This is a genomic window from Streptomyces sp. SA15, from assembly GCF_002291145.1.
GTDB lineage: Bacteria > Actinomycetota > Actinomycetes > Streptomycetales > Streptomycetaceae > Streptomyces.
In genome coordinates, this window is sequence record NZ_NTGE01000111.1 from 182,690 (window position 1) to 201,076 (window position 18,387).

Annotated in this window: 17 protein-coding genes and 1 pseudogene; 6 read left to right on the forward strand and 12 right to left on the reverse strand. The window is 71.0% G+C overall.

Translation table 11 applies throughout. The features are described 5' to 3' along the window. Positions 1–8 precede the first annotated feature (8 nt). A complete protein-coding gene (murQ, locus tag CLM62_RS25985; protein ID WP_095752317.1) occupies positions 9–965 on the reverse strand; it encodes an N-acetylmuramic acid 6-phosphate etherase in 957 nt (318 codons plus the stop codon). Positions 966–1,029: 64 nt separating this feature from the next. Then, positions 1,030–1,959, reverse strand: coding sequence for a MurR/RpiR family transcriptional regulator (locus CLM62_RS25990; protein ID WP_095752318.1), 930 nt, complete (start codon positions 1,957–1,959; stop codon positions 1,030–1,032). Positions 1,960–2,014: 55 nt separating this feature from the next. Here CLM62_RS25990 and CLM62_RS25995 point away from each other — a divergent pair, with 55 nt between their 5' ends. Together CLM62_RS25995 and CLM62_RS26000 are read left to right on the forward strand one after the other, a co-directional pair. Next, positions 2,015–2,398: a hypothetical protein gene (locus tag CLM62_RS25995; RefSeq protein ID WP_095752319.1), complete on the forward strand. Its 384-nt coding sequence runs from the start codon at positions 2,015–2,017 to the stop codon at positions 2,396–2,398. Then, positions 2,395–2,676: a DUF4031 domain-containing protein gene (locus CLM62_RS26000; protein WP_095752320.1), complete on the forward strand. Its 282-nt coding sequence runs from the start codon at positions 2,395–2,397 to the stop codon at positions 2,674–2,676. Before CLM62_RS25995 ends, CLM62_RS26000 begins: the two co-directional genes overlap by 4 nt. Here CLM62_RS26000 and CLM62_RS26005 read toward each other — a convergent pair. The 5 genes and pseudogenes from CLM62_RS26005 to CLM62_RS26025 form a co-directional block, all read right to left on the reverse strand. Continuing rightward, positions 2,591–7,342, reverse strand: coding sequence for a caspase family protein (locus CLM62_RS26005; protein ID WP_095752321.1), 4,752 nt, complete (start codon positions 7,340–7,342; stop codon positions 2,591–2,593). The genes CLM62_RS26000 and CLM62_RS26005 overlap by 86 nt on opposite strands. Positions 7,343–7,355: 13 nt before the next feature. Then, complete coding sequence (locus CLM62_RS26010) at positions 7,356–7,763, reverse strand: hypothetical protein (protein ID WP_095752322.1); 408 nt, start codon at positions 7,761–7,763, stop codon at positions 7,356–7,358. 124 nt (positions 7,764–7,887) lie between these two features. After that, a pseudogene (locus CLM62_RS26015) lies at positions 7,888–8,403 on the reverse strand (GNAT family N-acetyltransferase); the annotation flags it as partial. A gap of 53 nt (positions 8,404–8,456) precedes the next feature. Next, positions 8,457–8,753 carry a hypothetical protein gene (locus CLM62_RS26020; protein ID WP_143659147.1) on the reverse strand — a complete coding sequence of 99 codons (297 nt, stop codon included), beginning with the start codon at positions 8,751–8,753 and terminating at the stop codon, positions 8,457–8,459. A gap of 51 nt (positions 8,754–8,804) precedes the next feature. Next, on the reverse strand, positions 8,805–9,455 hold the full coding sequence (locus CLM62_RS26025; RefSeq protein ID WP_095752325.1) for a hypothetical protein: 651 nt from the start codon (positions 9,453–9,455) through the stop codon (positions 8,805–8,807). 46 nt (positions 9,456–9,501) lie between these two features. On the opposite strand from CLM62_RS26025, the gene CLM62_RS26030 reads away from it, so the two are divergent. Further along, complete coding sequence (locus CLM62_RS26030) at positions 9,502–10,167, forward strand: maleylpyruvate isomerase family mycothiol-dependent enzyme (RefSeq protein WP_179382233.1); 666 nt, start codon at positions 9,502–9,504, stop codon at positions 10,165–10,167. A 114-nt stretch (positions 10,168–10,281) separates the two neighbouring features. Then, entirely contained in the window at positions 10,282–10,977 is a 696-nt protein-coding gene (locus CLM62_RS26035) for a copper homeostasis protein CutC (RefSeq protein WP_095752349.1), read from the forward strand. A gap of 4 nt (positions 10,978–10,981) precedes the next feature. Here CLM62_RS26035 and CLM62_RS26040 read toward each other — a convergent pair whose 3' ends face one another. Further along, positions 10,982–13,042 (reverse strand): ATP-binding domain-containing protein, encoded by a 2,061-nt coding sequence (locus CLM62_RS26040; protein WP_095752326.1) that lies wholly within the window; start codon positions 13,040–13,042, stop codon positions 10,982–10,984. A 343-nt stretch (positions 13,043–13,385) separates the two neighbouring features. On the opposite strand from CLM62_RS26040, the gene CLM62_RS26045 reads away from it, so the two are divergent. After that, complete coding sequence (locus tag CLM62_RS26045) at positions 13,386–13,571, forward strand: hypothetical protein (RefSeq protein WP_095752327.1); 186 nt, start codon at positions 13,386–13,388, stop codon at positions 13,569–13,571. A 7-nt stretch (positions 13,572–13,578) separates the two neighbouring features. Here CLM62_RS26045 and CLM62_RS26050 read toward each other — a convergent pair whose 3' ends face one another. Further along, a complete protein-coding gene (locus CLM62_RS26050; RefSeq protein WP_095752328.1) occupies positions 13,579–15,222 on the reverse strand; it encodes a DNA repair helicase XPB in 1,644 nt (547 codons plus the stop codon). A 164-nt stretch (positions 15,223–15,386) separates the two neighbouring features. On the opposite strand from CLM62_RS26050, the gene istB reads away from it, so the two are divergent. Next, positions 15,387–16,637 carry an IS21-like element helper ATPase IstB gene (gene istB, locus CLM62_RS26055; protein ID WP_095752329.1) on the forward strand — a complete coding sequence of 417 codons (1,251 nt, stop codon included), beginning with the start codon at positions 15,387–15,389 and terminating at the stop codon, positions 16,635–16,637. On the opposite strand, the gene CLM62_RS26060 is transcribed toward istB, so the two are convergent. From CLM62_RS26060 to CLM62_RS26070, 3 genes are all read right to left on the reverse strand, one after another. Beyond that, positions 16,615–16,854: a hypothetical protein gene (locus CLM62_RS26060; RefSeq protein WP_095752330.1), complete on the reverse strand. Its 240-nt coding sequence runs from the start codon at positions 16,852–16,854 to the stop codon at positions 16,615–16,617. The two genes, istB and CLM62_RS26060, sit on opposite strands and share 23 nt — an antisense overlap. A gap of 90 nt (positions 16,855–16,944) precedes the next feature. Beyond that, on the reverse strand, positions 16,945–17,073 hold the full coding sequence (locus CLM62_RS51875) for a hypothetical protein (RefSeq protein ID WP_095752331.1): 129 nt from the start codon (positions 17,071–17,073) through the stop codon (positions 16,945–16,947). A gap of 236 nt (positions 17,074–17,309) precedes the next feature. Then, positions 17,310–18,387: helicase C-terminal domain-containing protein (locus tag CLM62_RS26070; RefSeq protein WP_179382234.1), on the reverse strand; the 1,078-nt coding region annotated here is incomplete at its 5' end.

An 18,387-nucleotide genomic window follows, 5' to 3' on the forward strand; every position in this document is an offset into this window, starting at 1 on the left:
GACCCACGCTAACAAGGGGAGTCGGAGGATCGGGGGCCCGCCGCCCCCAGCGCCGCCCGCAGATGGCCCCCCGACTCCTCCAGCAGGCGGGCCGCCGTAGGCCCGTCGACGTCGGCCAGGATCGTCAGGATGGCGTGCTTCACCTCGCCGTCGGTGGCCGCCAGGGCCCGCTCGACGTCCTCGTCCGCCGCGCCGGTGGCGAGGGCGACGATACGGCGGGAACGGGCGCGCAGCTTGTCGTTCGAGGCGCGGACGTCGACCATCAGGTTCCCGTACGTCTTGCCCAGGCGGATCATCGTGATCGTCGACAGCATGTTGAGGACCAGCTTCTGGGCCGTGCCGGCCTTGAGGCGGGTGGAGCCGGTGAGCAGCTCGGGGCCGACGACGATCTCGATGCCGTGCTCGGCGGCCGCCGCGAGGGCGCTGTCCGCGTTGCAGGCCAGGCCGATGGTCAGCGCCCCTTGCGCGCGGGCGTGCTCCACCGCGCCGATGGCGTACGGGGTGCGGCCGGAGGCGGAGATGCCGACCACGGTGTCGTCGGCGGTGAGCGAGAGGGTGTCCAGATCCGTCCGCGCCAGCTCCTTGGAGTCCTCGGCGCCCTCGATGGAGGCGACCATGGCCTCCCGGCCGCCCGCGATCAGGCCCACGACCTGCTCCGGGGCGGTGTTGAAGGTCGGCGGGCACTCGGAGGCGTCCAGCACGCCGAGCCGTCCGGCGGTACCGGCGCCCGCGTAGACCAGCCGGCCGCCCCGGCCCATCCGTTCGGCGAGGGCGTCGATCGCGGCGGCGATCTCGGGCAGTCTCCGGGTGACGGCGGCCGGCACGGAGGTGTCCTCGGAGTTCATGAGGCGGGCGATGTCGAGGGTGGGCAGGCGGTCGATGTCGGCGAGTTCGGGCCGGAAGGCTTCGGTGGTCAGGGTCTCCAACTGGGCTTGGAGGTCACGGGGGTCGGAGGTGGGGGTCATAGAGGAACGGCTCTTTCACATTCGAGGTCGCGTTCAAGGTCGCGCTCAGGTCGCGGTGCGGTGTCTACCGCCGGTGCCGGTGCCGGTGCGCGAGCGCCTCGTACGACGCCGACAGGGCCGGCGCCGCCGTGTCGTACGTCCGTTGTGCCACCCCGACGAACAGACAGTCCACGACCAGCAGCTGACTGGTCCGGGACGACATCGCCGCCGGGCGGAGTTCGCTCTCGCGGGCCGTGGAGGTCGTCAGTACGTGGTCGGCGTACTGGGTGACGGGGCCGTCGGGCCGACCGGTGATCGCCACCGTCGTCGCCCCGTGCTCGAACGCGACCCGGAGCGGCTCGATGACGTCCCCCGTGGACCCGGAGTGGGTGATCGCGATGGCCACGTCGCCCGCCCGCAGCTGTACCGCGTTCGTGACGGCGAGGTGCGGATCGCTGTGCGCGTGGGCTATCAGCCCTATCCGTAGCAGCTTCTGGGTGAGGTCCTGGGCGACCAGGCCGCTCGCCCCGACGCCGTACACATCGGTGCGGCGGGCGGCGGCCAGCGCGGTCACGGCCGCCCCGAGCTGCACGGTGTCCAGGCCGGCCGCCGTGTCGGCGAGGGTCTGCTGCTCGTCGTAGGCCAGCTTCGTGACGACGTCGGCGATCGGGTCGTCGACCGCGATGTCGGTGGTGATGGCGGGGGCGCGCCCGGACTGCTGCTGGGCGGCGAGGCCGGCGAGCGCGAGGCGCAGGTCGCGGTAGCCGGGGTAGCCGAGCAGGCGGGCGGTGCGTACGACGGTCGCCTCGCTGGTGCCGGTGAGTTCGGCGAGGCCGGTGACCGTGAGGGCGGCGCAGCCGGCGGGGTCCTTCGCGACGGCCTCGGCGACCCGCTGCATGGAACGGGTCATGGAGGGGGCGAGCGTGCGCACCTTGGCGGCCAGGGCCGCGGGGGCGGGTGGGGTACCACCCAGACCACGGCCGGGGTCGAAACTTTCCTTCACTTCACGGGTCACAGGTGAAAGATATTTTCGAGTCGGTCTTGTGGTCAAGAGTGCGCACAATGGGTGCATGGACCCCATCAGCCCCCTGGAGCAGGCGTTGCACGCGGCACGCGCCCTCGTGCTGGCCGATCTCGTCGCGGGCGAGGTCGCCGAGGCGGACGTGGTGTCGATGGTCGAGGAGGCCGTCGTCCAGCGGCGCTGGTGGGTCGAGCAGTGGCCGGACGGCGTGGAGTACGTGTCCGGGCTGGTCGCGCAGGACGTGCAGGACGCGCTCCTCGAGCGGTACGGCCGCTGGCCGCTGTGCCCGGTGTGCGGCTCCGGCGACCCGCACGCGCTGGACGTCGAGCCGGAGCTCGGCCCCGATCCGCACTGGGTGTGCCACAAGGCGGGCGTGAAGGTGGCGGCGGTGGGGGCACTGGGGTCGGCGGCCGGCGGGACGCCGTCCTCGTGACCGTCTACATCGACCCGCCCACCTGGCCGGGGCACGGCCGCATGTGGTCCCACCTCGTGAGCGACGTGTCGTTCGACGAACTGCACACGTTCGCCGAGGAGCTCGGGGTCCCACGGCGGGCCTTCGAGCGGGACCACTACGACATTCCCTCGCACCGGTACGCGGACGTGGTGCGGGCCGGGGCGGTGGAGGTCAGCAGTCGTGAGGTGGTGCGGTTGTTGCATGGGGCAGGGCTGCGGCGGCCGAAGGGGCGGATGGGTCCTGCCCGGGGGGAGTGAACCAGGTTTCGGTTTCGTGGCGCATGCCCAAAGCTGTGGCCGTCTTGGCGGCTTCGCGCAGGGACATTCCGGCCCGCATGGCCGTCACCGCCAGGGTGACCAGAGAGATCCAGGCGCCGTCGGAAGGGCGGGTGGAGCGGAGGGCAGGGATGCGGTCGGGGTTACGGAGCGCTTTGATCAGGGCGTCCTCCAGCTGCCGTTGTTCGGTCCACTCCTTCGTGGGCGTTGTCACGTCGTAGCCCAGAGCGGTGAGAGAGGCGGCGATCTCGGTGAATCGTCGGCCAGTGTGGTGAGCGGCGGCCCGGACAATGTTCGGAGAGACTGGGCCGAAGTGTTCTGGCCTTTGGGGAAGCCCGTATTTCAGGACTTCGACGTCCTGCTCTCGCAGCGAAGAGACGGCTTCCGGTGCGAAGGAGAAGCGGTACCCCAGGGAGCCGAGCCGGTTGACCGCCTCGGCCAGAGAGACATCGGCTTCGCTCGCGGCCTTTGCAACGCGTTGCAGGGACACGGGCCGACTCATGTCGGCCAGTTCGGCATCCGTGCCGAGGAAAGCGATGTCCTCACGGGAAGGAAGGAACTGGTCCTCGGGTACGTCCGGCGGACTGTACCCGAGCTCCCGGAGCCTGTCTGCGAGGGCGCGGGCAGGGCGGTTGAGGCGGCGGGCGGTTGCCGTGACGTAACGCAGTGGCACGTTCCGGTCCACAGGCGGCTCCTTGGCGAGGAGAGCCCGGTCATCGTCGGTCAGTTCCGGTAGGTCCGCCGCGTTGGGCGGCAGGGCGAAACCGAGTCCGTCGAGGAACTCCGTGACGAAGCGCAGGGGCAGGTCCGTCGTGTGTGCCACCGCCGCAAGTTGTGCCATGGAGACGTGCACAGCCTCCTCGGGAGAGGGCGGCGTGTCGTAGGCCTTCCACAGCTGCTTCACGACCTTGAGCTCCTGCTCGCTCCAGTGTTCTCGGACGGGGAACTCCGTCGGCACCGTGAAGCCCAGTTCACCGAGCCGCTGTGCGGCCCACGACGTGGTGCGGTCGGCCCTCGCCGCGCTTACGCAGATCTGGGCTGCCGAGAGAACCGTTCCAGGAGTGAGCCAGCCGTTCGGACGGCCCAGCGGCCGTAGCAGTGGCAGATCCGAGTACTCGGCAGCGGCGCAGCCCAGCAGTGGCTCGACGCGATAACCCAGTTCGGCCAGCCGCTCGGCGACCTCGATCGGCGTGCGCTCGGTCTGCGCACTCAGCTTGAAGATGCTCGCCGTGCTGACGGGAGTGGCTGGGTCACGCCAGCGAGCCAGGCTCCCGATACTCGCCAGACCGGTGTTGGCGAGCTGTTGGGACGGCATGAGGGTGCCTCGACCGGCCGCCATTGGCCCCATCAGCCAGCTCGCACGGCTGGCGCGCCAGATGAAGAAACTACCGATGACGTTCAGGAGAACGAGATCCGACGGGCGAGCCCATTGCCCTTCAGGGTGATCGACGGTCGGCGGCGACATCTGCCCGTCCAGCGCTGCTCCGTACAACGCCCGCAGACGCCACCGTAGAACGGGCAGCGGCATGGTGAGAAAGAACGCAGCCAGCCTCTCGCGATCGGGGTTCTGATAGCGGCCCGTCACCAAGGGCAGCAGATCGACGTCGGGTGGGAAGAAGCCCACTTGGTCGAAGGGCACGGAGGCGTCGTCCTGAAGCCACCAGGGAAGACCGGCCCCGCGCGACTGCTCGGCCACCCGGTCGGCGAAGGCGACGGACCAGTTGCTCAATTCCTCCAGCCAGGAGGGGAGCAGCAGTTCCGCGCCTTGGGCAGTGAGGCTGGGGATGGCGCGGGTCATGCGCTCCAGCACGTGATCCTTGTCGTAGGACCGCACCTTCTTGCGGTCCACGGTGAGCTCCGGAGCGCGTTGGCCGGTCAGGTTGACGACAGCGCCGTATACCCCCCCGTTGTACTCGGTCTCGGCCAGGAGACCGTCGGCCAGTAGAACGCCGTAGTCTCCGATCCACCACATGTCCGGCTCGTTCGATGGGACGCACTTCACGTGGGTCTTACGGGGGCGCCACTTGGGCGTGTAGTTCTCCAGTGTCCCGGGAGAGAGTTCGCCCGGCACCCACTCCCGAAGTCGTGCGCCGTGCGTCGCCGACGTCCGGTAGGGCGCAATCCAAAGAACCCTCTCCAGAGCGCTCACGCACGACACAAACCTGCGCTCCTGGCTGAGCAGCAGCTCCACTGTGGTCCCGGCATCTTTGGCGGGCCCCATGTCCTCCACCCGGAAGAAGTTGCCCGGCCCGGCGATGGTCACCTGCAACAGCCGCCCGGGCCGTCCGTCACGCCCCATCCGGCACGTTCGTACGACGATCTCGTCGGCGAGCATGAAGTAGCTGAGCACGCCGATGCCGAACCGCGAGTTCGGATGGAGCTCCGGTTTCGGGTCGGGCAGCTGGGCCCAGGCCGCCTGTTCCTCGACGTACTCCGGCAGGTCCACGAAGCGTGCCCCGCCCTGCGAGAAGACGGTGCTGAGCTCCGTGATCCCCATGCCGATGCCGTTGTCGCGGCACTCCAGGTAGGCGCGGCCGTCGGAGCGGACGCCCTGGACGAACTCGATCCGGCCTTCCCAGGGGTCGACCGCCTCACCCGTGCGCCTCAGATACTGCGTGCGGCAGTCCCGGTAGCGCAGGGCGTCCAGCGCGTTCTGGTACAGCTCGCGGACGGCCAGCTCGCTGTCGCCGTAGAGTTCCTCGCCCATAAGGAGTTCCTGGACGCGGTCCTCGGCCAGCTGGAAGCGGATGCCGTCGGAGAGCTGGTCGGGGGTGTTGCCGTCGAGGCGTACGCGGCTGCCGTCGGCGTAGGGCGGGAGCATGCGGAGCGGGGCGAGGGCCGGGATGTCGCCGCGGTTGATGTCGCGCAGCAGGACGTCGACCCGGGTGGCGTGCTCGCGCAGCGCGACCTGGACCGCCGGGTGGGTGCACACCGCGTTCAGGGAGCGGCCCAGGCCGGAGACCCGCCAGTCGGAGCGTCGTACCGTCGCGAGGAGCGCGCCGAGATCGACGTTGTCGTGGACACCGACGTGCTCGACGACGATCTCGGGCAGGTCGACCGGATCGACGGCCATCGCGCAGGCGGCCTTGACCAGGGCGGTGACCAGGGACGTGCGCACCTCGTGCTCGTCGCCGGTGCTGGCGGCGATGACGTCGTGGTCGTCGTCGTGCGTGCGAGGCCCCTGAGGCTCCGGGGTGGTACTGGACCGACGCATGGTGAACGGTGCCGTGCGGTGGTCCCGGAGGAGCCGCGCCAGACGCTCTCCGGAGACGGCGTCGGCGACCCAGGTCGGGTGCTCCCGGTCGGAGATCACGTCGCCGAGGAGCGACTTGAGACGCTCGGCCGTGTACAGCTCCGGCTGCTTGATGAGCCAGCGGTGGAAGAGCCACCACCGGATGTGCCGGACCGATTCGCCCGCGGCCTGCTGCTGTTCCAGGGCGCGCAGTCGGCGCTTGAGTCGGGGAAAGCCCTGGGCGAACTTGTCGAAGCTGTGGTGGTCGGGGCCGTCGGCCGTCGCGTCCTCTGCGAGTACGCCCGCGTGCTGGGCCGCCTCCTGCGCCCAGAACGTCTGGGCGACCAGGGGGAAGAGAAAGGTGAGCGCGGCTTCGGAGGGCGACAGCACTTCGCCGGTCAACTGGCCGACCAGGAAGCCGAGCCGCTCGTGGGCGCGCTCGGCCAGTGCGGTGTCGTGCCACGGATCGTCACCCAGCGCCCGCGCCGCCCCTTCGTATGTCGCCGCCAGCCGGCCCGCCAGGACCCGGCAGACATCCTGGAGGATCTCCCTTGCCCTGCCCTCGGGAGTACGGCGCCACGGGTACGCGTCGACGCCCCGCACCCAGGCGTGGACCTCGGTCCGGCGTTCGGCGCCCGGCAGCAGCGGGAAGTCCCCGCCGTCGGCGTCCGTCTCACAGGTCACCTTCACCTGCTGCGGTCGGCCCGCCTTGCCGTAGGCCCGATGGTAGGCGTCGACCCGCTCCTGCACCTGCGTGGAGAACTCCCGCATACCGAGGGCGTGCGGATCGGCGGAGATCACGTCGGCGACGGCGCGCGAGAAGAGGCTGAACGACTCGCCCTGCTGCGTCCCCAGGTCGAAGCCGGGCCGGACCGTGTCCGTGTCCCGTACGAACAGGGCGACTTGGGGCTTGGCGCAGGCGTGGACGTACGCGACCTTGCGGCGCAGGGTGCCGATGATCTCGGGCGCCCGCCAGGGCCGGGTGCCGGTGACCGACTTGGTGTCCGGTGCCCTGCCCTCGCGACAGGCGTCGATCAGGAAGACGACGCGTTGCGCGGGGGACTTCTCCACCTCCTTGTGCCAGCCGATCTCGATACAGCCGTCGGTGAACGGTTCGGCGTCGGGGGCGTCCTCCGGAACCAGGTAGTCCTTGGCCTCGATGTGGATCCCGTGCCCGCTCAGCACGATGAGCAGGGTGTCGCCGGTGCGGGCGTCACCCAGGAACCGGTGGACGGCACCGCGCACGGTGTTCTGCGTGATGCCACGCCGGTTCTCGAGAACGTCGGCCTGGAAGCCGCGGTCGATCAGGACCTCGCGCAGCCGATGGAGGTCGTCGCGGACGAAGGGCAGGTCTGCGTAGCCCGGGATGTCGGAGTAGTCACTGGCCCCGATGAGCAGCGCCTTGTGCTGTGGCATGGGCGGTGCCGGATCAGGCGTGCCGCTTGAACGTCAGCGTCAGGCTCCGGGAGCCCTGCATCTGCCCCGAGCCGACGAGCTGGATGCCTCCGCTCGCGGTGACCTGGAAGGAGAGCTGTGCCTCGGCGAGCGGGAGCGGGCCGCCGCGGTCGGCGACCTCCTGGAAGATCCGCTGCAGGGCGTCGACGGCGTCGGCGAGGTTCTTGCGGAGCGGGCCGAGGGGCACCGCGCGCAGCACGGCGTCGCCGTCCCGGCTGAACAGGCTGCCCATGCTGTCGCTGTCCTGCGCGGCGAGCGCGATGTCCTCCTCGGTCGCCGTCACCCAGAAAGGCAGGGTCTGCCCGTCCGCCGAGACCTGGACCGTGGTGTCTCCAGCGACCTCACCGGCTTCCCCGACCCGGTCCAAGGCTTGCTCGCTCATGCCGTTCCCGTCCCCCTCAGCCACACCGGCTCCGCCATGTCTTCTGGTGGAGTGACAACTGTAGTTCCACCAGGGGCATTTGCGGTCGGGGATACGGTGACTCGGTCTTGTCGCCGACGGTGCGTCAGTCGCGGCGGACGTACAACTGGAGCGCCGCCTCCGCGTCGCGCTGCTCCTGCACCGACCTCTCCTCCTCCACGGTTGCCCGGACGAATCCGGCGCGTGCCGCCACGCCCTGGGAAGGGGTGTTGCCCTGTTCGATCGTCGCCATGAGGACGTGTACGTCGCCGCGGGCCAGCGCCCACTCCGACAGGGCGCGCAGCGCCTCGGTCGCGTAGCCGTTGGCGCGGGCGCTCTCCACCAGGTCGTAACCGATCTCTGCCTTGCCCTCCTCGTCCGGCGCCCCGTGGAAACCCATGCCGCCGATCGCGCGGCCGTCTTCCTTCCGCACGAGGACGAACAGGCCGAACTCCGGACGATGCACCCCGGCTTCGCAGGCCTTCAGCATCATCCCGGCGGCCTCCAGCGTGCCCTCGAAGGGCCCGCCCTCCAGCCAGTCGAAGCCTCCGCCACCGCCCGCGCTCAGGTCGGCGGCGGCCGCGGGGGTGACGCCCTGGAGGGTGAGGCGGTCGGCGGGGATATGGATCGGGGCACCGTGACCGGACAGCTCAGACATCCTGGCCCTGAGTTCGCTCAACGGTCGCCGTCCCGCTTGAGGGACATGGCCAGTTCGACGCCCTCGGCGAGGGACGCCTCGAAGTCGGGGTCGCAACGGGTCAGGACATGCCCGCGGTATGTCGCGATCAGCTCCGACACCTCGTGCAGGTCCGTGAAGTCGACGCGGTTCAAGGTGGCCGCCAGTTCGGCTTCGAGGCGGGCCGCATCGCCCGGGAAGCCCAGTCCTGCGGCGAGGGCGGCCCGCACCTCGCCGAGGGTCCGCATGGGCGGTGGCTCGACAGGTACTTCCGGTTGGACGGGCTGTTCACTCACGGAACGTGATCCTTCCTGCGGAGGGCGGGTCCCACGCTACTCCGGCCGATGTCATGACGTCATCAGCAATTCCAGTTCCGACCGCAGGTTGTAGCGTGCCGTCGCCTCCCACTTCGACTCCCCGTACGGCGTCCTGAACAGCCGTGGGAGGGCGAGGAGCCGGCGCAGGATCGTGGCGCGGCCCTCGCGGAAGGCGTCGGGCGGGACGAAGGCGTACTCCTCGCGGACGGCGGCCGTGTAGGCGGCGTACGCGGACGGGGGCGCGGCGAGGATCGCCAGGTCCGCGTCGCAGAGGACCTGGCCGTTGCGGTCGTCGGGGGCCGGGTCGTGGGTGACGGTGAGGCGGACCAGGCGGGCGACCTCGGCCGTCTTCTCGGCGGAGACCCCGGCCTCGGGGAGGGCGCGTTCGGCGAGGCGGGCCGAGCGTTCCTCGTTCTCGGAGCGGTCGGGGAGGTAGACGGCGTCGTGGAACCAGGCGGCGAGGCGGACGACGTCCGGGTCGGTGGCGTGCTGTTCGAGTACGTCGATGTGGTCGAGGACCGCGGTGAGGTGGGTGAGGGTGTGGTAGCGGCGCTGCGGTTCCTGCCAGCGGGCGAGCAGGCTGTCGGCGTACGGGGCCGGGTCGGGGCCGGTGGCCTCGGGGCCCCGGGCTCCTTCCAGGGCACGGGTGAAGCGGGTGCGCAGGGCGTCGGGATCGGCCATGCGGTCATTCTCCCGTGATCTCCGTGGCGGCCCTAGCTTGGTGCCCATGACTTCTGCTGACATACGTGACCCGGAGCTGCCCGGGCGGCTCCTCGTCGTCGAGCGGGATGCGCTGATCCCGCTGCTGCGGGCCAGGGCGGACGCCGATTTCGCGTTGCCGACCGCCGCGTGTCCCGGCTGGACCGTGCGGGATGTGCTCGCGCACTGTTCGTCCGCGTTGATACGGGTGGTGGAGCGGCGGTTCGAGGAGGGGGTGTTCTCGCCCGAGTCGAACGACCGGGACATCGCCGAGCGGGGCGACTGGACGAACGCACAGGTCGTGGACGAGCTGGAGCGGGGGATGACCGAGGCCGGGCCGGTGATCGCCAAGGCGGGCGGTGAGCTGGACGTGATCGCGCTGGGGGAGTGGGTGCACGCCGGGGACGTGCGGGAGGCCTTCGGGGAGCCCGGGGCGTACGGGGGCGCGGGGCTGCCGGACGCGCTGGCGCTGCTGGTCCGGCTCACCCGGGAGCGGGACCACGTGCCGCTCCAGGCCGACCTCGACGACGTCGACGAGCCGCTGCGGCTGGGTGGGGTTCCGGGGGAGCGGACGCCGGCGCGGTACATCGGGGACGCCGTCACGCTCGTACGGCTGTACGCGGGGCGTTCGGCGGCGGGGGCGTCGTACGAGCTGGCGGGGGCGAAGGAGGAGGAGCTGAGCATCTTCGGGTGAGGCGTCTTCGGATGAGGCGTCCTCGGGTGAGCGGGTCCCGTACAGGCGTAGTCTGGGAAATTGGACTAGACCTGTAGCCGCCCGATGATGCCCGACGAAGACGAATGGGGTCCCATGAGCAAGCGTGCAGTCCTGGAGGTGATCGCCCTCGACGCCGAGGACGCGCTCGCCGCCCGGGCCGGAGGCGCGGACCGCCTCGAACTGGTCACCGACATGGCGGCCGACGGACTGACCCCGTCGGCCGCGACTGTCGCCGGGATCCGCGCCGCCGTGGACATCCCGCTGCGCGTGATGCTGCGGCTCGTGGACGGGTTCGCGGTGGGGGACCTCGAACGGCTGGTGCGGATCGCGCACGAGATGCGGGAGGCGGGGGCCGAGGAGTTCGTGCTCGGGTTCCTCGACGCGGACGGCAGCGTGGACGTGGCGGCCGTGGAGCGGATCGTGGAGGGGCTGGACGGCTGCCGGTGGACCTTCCACCGGGCGATCGACCGGGCCGCCGACCGGGACGCCCTGCGCAAGCAGCTCGCCGATCTGCCGGGGCTCGACACCTACCTCACGGCCGGATCGGCGGCCGGGGTCGACGACGGGCTCTCCATCCTGATGGCCGAGGCGGGGCGGCGTGGAGAGCCCGGGTACGAGCAGCAGCTGCTGGTGGGGGGCGGGCTGCGACTGGAACACGTGCCGACCCTGACGGCCGCCGGGATCGACGGATTCCACATCGGCGGGGCGGCGCGGCCCGGCGGCTGGGACGGGCCGGTTTCGGAGCGGGCCGTGGCCGAGTGGCGGGCGGTGCTGGACGGGGGTTCGTAGGTAGCTAGGTCAGCTGCGTCAGCTGCGGCGGCAGCGGTGCCGCGTGCGTCACGATCAGGCCCGACACCGCTCGGGTGAGGGCCACGTACAGGCGGCGCAGGCCCGTCCGTTCGTCCGGTTCGCCGTCGACCACGGCCTGCGGTTCGTCCAGGACGACGTAGTCGTACTCGAGGCCCTTGGCGAGCGAGGCAGGGACGAGCGTCAGCCTGGTCTCGTACGTCGTCTCCTCACCGGGGGACAAGTAGCCGATGCCCGCCGCCTTGAGCGCCTCCGCCAGCGCCGGTACGCGGGCGTCGGCGGCGATCAGGCCGGTAGAGCCCTCGTTGCGCAGCGACTCCTCGCAGGCGGCGATCACTTGCGCGATGTCGGTGATCTCGCGGACGTCGAAGAAGCCGGGGTTCTCACGGACCGACGCGACCGGGGTCAGGCCCGGGGCGATGTGCGGGAGGAGCCGGGAGGCGTAGGTGATGACGTCCGTCGGGACGCGGAAACCGGCCGTCAGTTCCTCGACGATGCCGTCCGACTTGCCGAGGTGGGCGAGCGCCTCGTCCCAACTCCGGGTCGCCCAGGGGGTGGTGCCCTGGGCCAGGTCGCCGAGGACGGTCGCCGAGCCGGTGGTGCAGCGGCGGCCGACGGCCCGGTACTGCATCGGGGAGAGGTCCTGCGCCTCGTCCAGCACCACATGGCCGAGGGAGTGCGTGCGCTGGACGATGTCGTTCGCCTCGTCGATCAACACCGCGTCCGCCGAGGACCATTTGGCGGACTTCACGCTGCGGACGGGCTTCGCCCAGAGAATCGTCTTCTGCTCGTCCTCGCTCAGCACGCCCTCCGCGTGTACGGCGAGGAAGTCCGCGTCCGTGAGCAGGCGCAGCACCAGCTTGGCCGGGTCCACCGGCGGCCAGATCGCCTTGACCGCCCCCTTCACCGCGGCGTTGCGGGCGACGGCGTCCTGCACGCGGTCGTCGGGGGCCTCGCCCGAGCGTTCCATCTGGACCAGCACGGCGTGCGCGATGCGCTGCGGCAGGGCCTCGCGGGCGGCGCCGTAGCGGATACCGCGGTCGAGCAACTCGCGGACGATCTCCTCGAGTTCGTACGCCGGGACCCGCCAGCGGCGTGAGCCGCGCACGACGACGACCGGTTCGGTGGGCATCGACACGTGTGAGTAGACGGCCCGCTTCAGCACCTGAGCCATCCGTGCGTCGCCCTTGACGATCGCCACCGCCGCGTCGTCCGTGCCGCGCACCTCGACGTGGGCCACCAGGTCGTCGACGGTGGCCTGGCGGACGGTCAGCTCGCCGAGGGCGGGGAGGACTTGCTCGATGTAGTGCAGGAAGGATCTGTTCGGTCCGATGACCAGGGTGCCGGTGCGGGCCAGCCGGTCGCGGTGGGCGTAGAGGAGATACGCGACGCGGTGCAGGCCGACGGCCGTCTTTCCGGTCCCCGGGCCTCCCTGCACGCAGACGGTGCCGCTCAGCCCGCTGCGGACGATCTCGTCCTGCTCCGGCTGGATCGTCGCCACGATGTCCCGCATCGGGCCGACGCGCGGGCGCTCGATCTCCTGCTGGAGCAGCTTGCTGGTGGCGGCAGCCTCCGCGGGGTCGGAGAGGTGCTCGTCCTCGTACGCCGTCAGGTCGCCGCCCGTGTAGCCGAAGCGGCGGCGCAGCGCGATGTCCATCGGGGCCTTCTTGGACGCCCGGTAGAACGGCTGCGAGACCGGCGCACGCCAGTCGATGACCATCGGGTCGCCGTCGTGGTCGTGTACGTGGCGACGCCCGATGTAGAAGCGCTCCCCCTCTGCCCCCTCTGCCTGCTCGGCGCCGGGTGTGCGCAGGTAGTCGAGCCGGCCGAAGAACAGCGGGGTGTCGCTGAGGTCGGCCAGGGCCTTGATGCGCTCGTCGATCTGGTGGGAGAGGGCCTCGGCGTTGACCCAGTTCGCGGTGACGTCGGTGATGTCGAGGGACTCGACGTCCTCGCGCATCGCGCGCAGGGCGGCGCGGGAGCGGGCGAGGTGGGAACGTTCGCGGGCGAGCGGGTCGGCGTCGACGGGCGTGGACGGCGTGGACAAGGCGGTGCCTCCGAGGGACCTGCGGGTGGGGCGCGCGACGGCGGCGCGCTGGGTGACGCGGGTTTGCGTGATGCTGACCGGTTTCCGTCCGGTCGGCGGCACTCCGGAAGGGAGGCGGGCAAGAGCGGAGATTGTAGGTGAGCGGGGAAGGCGGGAGCGAATGGTTTTTGTGCCCACGTTCCTGTGCCCCCGACGCCGCAGGTCCGTCCGCCCACCCGTCCCCTAGGGGACGCCCCCTCCACCCTGGAGGCAGGGATATCGGCCGGAAGTACTACCCGGCGACCATTCCGGTTCGCCCCGCAGACCGATGCCCTCCTTATGTCCGGAACGCCACCATGGACACATGAGCGCAGCAACCATCAACCCCGCCCCGCGCCCGCACCGCCCGGCCGGCGCCACACCCCTCCTGGACGGTCACCGTCATGTCATAGGCGAGGCCCTGCGTGCCGTGAAGGTCTTCGCGGGCGCCGCCTTCGAGGTGATGATCCTCGGTGAGTACGCCGAGGAGGCGGGCGTCCGCCGCAGGTGACCGTCCCTCAGCTCTCCGCCAGCAACTCGTCCGCGTCCATGATCCGGTACGCGTACCCCTGCTCCGCCAGGAACCGCTGCCGATGCGCCGCGAAGTCCTGGTCGAGGGTGTCCCGGGCCACCACCGAGTAGAAGTGGGCCTGGTGGCCGTCCGCCTTCGGCCGCAGCACCCGTCCCAGCCGCTGCGCCTCCTCCTGCCGCGACCCGAACGTGCCCGACACCTGAACGGCGACCGTCGCCTCCGGCAGGTCGATGGAGAAGTTCGCCACCTTCGACACCACCAGCACGCTGATCTCGCCCTCCCGGAAGGCGTCGAAGAGCTTCTCGCGCTGGGTGTTGGGGGTCTCGCCCTTGATGACGGGGGCGTTCAAGTGCTCGCCCAGTTCGTCGAGCTGGTCGATGTACTGACCGATGACCAGAATCTGCTGGCCCGCGAAGCGCCGGACGATCGCCTCCGTGACCTTCCGCTTGGTCTCCGTCGTCGCGCAGTAGCGGTACTTCTCCTCGGTCTCGGCCGTGGCGTACGCCAGCCGCTCGGAGTCCGTGAGGTTGACCCGGACCTCGACACAGTCCGCGGGCGCGATGTAGCCCTGCGCCTCGATCTCCTTCCACGGCGCGTCGAACCGCTTCGGGCCGATCAGCGAGAACACGTCCGACTCGCGCCCGTCCTCACGGACGAGGGTCGCCGTCAGACCGAGCCTCCGCCGCGCCTGCAGGTCCGCCGTGAACTTGAAGACCGGCGCCGGCAGCAGGTGCACCTCGTCGTAGACGATCAGGCCCCAGTCCCGGGAGTCGAACAGCTCCAGGTGCGGGTAGACGCCCTTCCGCTTGGTCGTCAACACCTGGTAGGTGGCGATGGTGACCGGCCGGATCTCCTTCTTCGTCCCGCTGTACTCGCCGATCTCGTCCTCGGTCAGTGAGGTCCGCTTCACCAGCTCGTGCTTCCACTGCCGGGCCGAGACGGTGTTCGTGACGAGGATCAGCGTGGTCGACTTCGCCTGAGCCATGGAACCGGCCCCGACCAGCGTCTTTCCGGCGCCACAGGGCAGGACGACGACGCCCGAGCCGCCGTGCCAGAAGTTCTCCACCGCCTGCTTCTGGTACGGCCTGAGCGCCCACCCGTCCTCGGCCAGCTCGATCGGGTGCGCCTCGCCGTCGACGTACCCGGCGAGGTCCTCGGCGGGCCAGCCCAGCCTCAGCAGCACCTGCTTGATCTGTCCGCGCTCGGAGGGGTGGACGGCGACGGTGTCGGGGTCGATGCGGGCGCCGACCAGCGGGGCGACCCGCTTCGAGCGCAGGATCTCCTCCAGCACCGGCCGGTCGGTGGTGGTGAGGACGAGGCCGTGCGCCGGGTCCTTGGACAGGGTCAGCCGCCCGTACCGGTCCATCGTCTCGGCGATGTCGACGAGCAGCGCGTGCGGCACGGGATACCGGCTGTACTGCACCAGCGCGTCCACGACCTGTTCGGCGTCGTGCCCGGCCGCCCGCGCGTTCCACAGGCCGAGCGGCGTCACCCGGTAGGTGTGGATGTGCTCCGGCGCCCGCTCCAGCTCCGCGAACGGCGCGATGGCCCGACGGCAGTCGTCGGCCTGCTCGTGGTCGACTTCCAGGAGCAGGGTCTTGTCGGACTGGACGATCAGGGGACCATTCACGCGCGGCTGCCTTTCCACAGGGCACTGCAGGGCTCTGCACGACCAAACGTCCAGTGTGCCTGATCGTTCCTGCCTGGCCACGTCCTGTCTTACAGGATGTCTATTCAGCCCTGCGAGTGCACGGATAGAGCCGTACGGCCGCGGCTTGCGAACAATGGCTGTTCGTGCAGCTCTCCACTGATTCCCAGCCCTCTCGCCCCCCGTCCCCGCCGACCGCCATGCTCGGGTACGCCCTGTTCGCGACCCGCTGGCTCCAGGCTCCGCTCTACTTCGGCCTCGTCGTCGTCCAGGGGGTGTACGTCTACAAGTTCTTCAACGAACTGTGGACGTTAATCCTCCGGTGCGTGTCCGGGCGGGCCACCGAGACCTACGTCATGCTCTCGGTGCTCAAGCTGGTCGACGTCGTCATGATCGCCAATCTGCTGATCATGGTGATCGTCGGCGGCTACGAGACCTTCGTCTCACGCATCGACCTCACCGGCCACCGCGACCAGCCGGAGTGGTTCTCGCACGTCAACCCCAACGTGCTGAAGGTGAAGCTGGCCACCGCCATCGTGGGCATCAGTTCCGTCCACCTGCTCCAGATGTTCGTGGATGTCCAGCACACCGCGCAGCACTCCCTGCTGTGGGGCACGACGATCCACATGGCCTTCATCCTGTCGGCGGCGATCCTGGCGTACATGTCGGGGCCGATGCTGGCCCGGACCGAACACGCCCACACGCCCGCCCACACGCACAAGGAGAGCGACCCGACAGCTGCCGCGCCGCATTCCACCGCCGCCCGCACCCCCGCACCGATCCCCGCCCAGGCGACGCCGCGCGAGGCCGACGCCGGTGCCGAGGAGCGCATCCGCGCCGCCGGGTTCCCGGCCCGGAAGCTGCTGGAGACCTACGACGAGGAACACCCCCGGACCTTCGACCGGGACACCGTGGCCCGGCTCGGCAAGCTGGACTTCGTCGCCACCCGGCGGAACGTTGTCTTCGTCGGCCCTCCCGGCACCGGCAAGACGCATCTGGCCATCGGGCTCGGCGTGCGCGCCTGCCAGGCCGGCCACCAGGTGCTGTTCGCGACGGCGGCGGAGTGGGCCGCCCGGCTGGCCGGCGCACGGGCGGAAGGCCGGCTCGCCGAGGAACTGGCCGCGCTCGACGCCTACCCGGTGCTGGTCGTCGACGAGGTCGGCTACACCCCCTTCGACGCGGAGACCTCCGCCCTCCTCTTCCAGCTGGTCGCGCACCGCTACGAGCGGGCCTCGCTGATCGTGACCGGTGACCGGCCGCTCGGCCGCTGGGACGAGATCTTCGGCGGCCCGTCCGCATCGGCGATGGTGGACCGCCTGGCCCACCACGCCGAGATCGTGCGGATCGACGGGGACAGCTACCGGATGCGGCGGGCTACGGCGGCGTGGGCAGAGTGAGGTTGTTGACCAGCGGTTGGGCGAAGATGTGCCCGTCGACATTGACGAGGGGCTCGCCTCCGGCCCCGGCCACCGGGAGCGGCAGCGGCGCGGACGGGGCAGCCGCCGCCTCGGGGGCGAGCCCACCGAGGAGGAGAGCGGCGGCGGAGACCAGGGCGGCGACGGAAACGGCGACGGCCGCGGAACGGGTGGTGGGGGCGGGGCGCTTGGTACGCATGGGGACTCGCAGGCCTTTCACGTACGGACGGTGGTGGGCGGGCCGGCCCGGTGACACTCCGAACCGGCCCGGTGGATGAGCTGAGACGCGTCAGACCGGCGGCGTTTCGATGAGGAACCCGGCGACATCGATGCCGATGGCGGCGGCCTGGGTGGCGAAGGCACCGATCATCACGGCGGTGGCGGTCAGCACGGTGGCGAAACGACGGACAGCACGCATGGAGGGACTCCCTTTCCGGGCACTCGCCCGAGCTCCCGGTCGGGCGGCTCGGGCCTGATCAGGACACCTGGTGGCTGCCCGGCGGCCCGCACCGGAATGCGGCAGGCCGCGCAAGCTCCCTCATGGGTGGGAAGTCTCCGGCGTGGCGTGCATGAACACGGACGTACACCCGCACGAGTGAGACAGGGATGAGTAGAGGGGGATGAGTAGAGGGTTGAGACAGGAGTGAGCCGCCCTCAGCGCTGTTCGTCGGCGAGCTCCGCGACCCCTGTCACCCGATGCAGCGGATACGTCCGTACCTCGTCCGCGGTGTGGTCGTACGCCGTCACGAAGCCGCCCTCGACGCGGATCGGGGCGATGACGCGCTGGCTGGCGGCGCCCTCGGCGTTGACGTAGCCGATCCACAGGGCCTCGCCGGTGAGGACGGCGGCCTGCATGGTGGCGAGGGTCTCGGCGGAGCTGGTGCGGGGCAGCTCGCCGCCCGCGCCCGGGGTCGCGGTGGCCTTGCGGGGGGTGGTGGAGGCGAGGTCGCCGGCCCGGATCGCGCGGATCGCGGCCGTCAGGAGGGTCGCGTCGGGGACCGGCGGGCCGTCCGGGACCGGTTCCGGTGCCGTGCGCGGCGGGGTGCGGTGGGCGTGGGCGCGGGTGATCAGTACGTCGCCCTCCGCGGACTCGGCGGCCGGCGCGAAGCCCATCGCGCGCAGGCCCTCCAGGAGCGCGGCCGGGTCGGTCTGGGCGGCCAGCACGGTCGGGGCCAGGCGGCGCAGCCGCAGGCCCGCCGCACGCTTGTCGGCGAGGATCTCGCTGAGCAGCGCGTCGTCGTCGCAGCGGACGTAGGCGGAGGCGGCACCCACGCGCAGATGCCCGTGCCTGCGGGCCACGTCGTCGATGAGGTAGGCGAGCGGCTGCGGGACCGGCGTACGGGAGTGCGCGGCGAGGAAGGCGTGCAGGTCGGAGGCGGCCCGGCCGGAGTCCAGGGCGCGGCGGACCGAACCGGGCGTGAAGCGGTAGACCGTGGCCCCGCCCTTCGACTCCACGTCCGCGAGCACGTCCAGCACGTCCGCCAGGGGGCGCTGGAGCGGGCCGGGCGCCACCGCTGTCAGGTCGGCTTGGAGCAGGACGTGGTCCAGCGGCTCGGGCAGCAGGGGCGCGAGGAGACGGGCGGCCGCGGCGGAGGCGGTGGCCTGTTCGGCGGGGGAGAGCGGCGCGTAGTCCGGCGCGGGGCGGTGGTGGACGGGGAGCTTGTCGCCGGGGCCGGAGGAGGCGTCGGACGGCCCCTGCGCGGTCGCGGAGCGTCCGCCGGCCCGGGTCGTC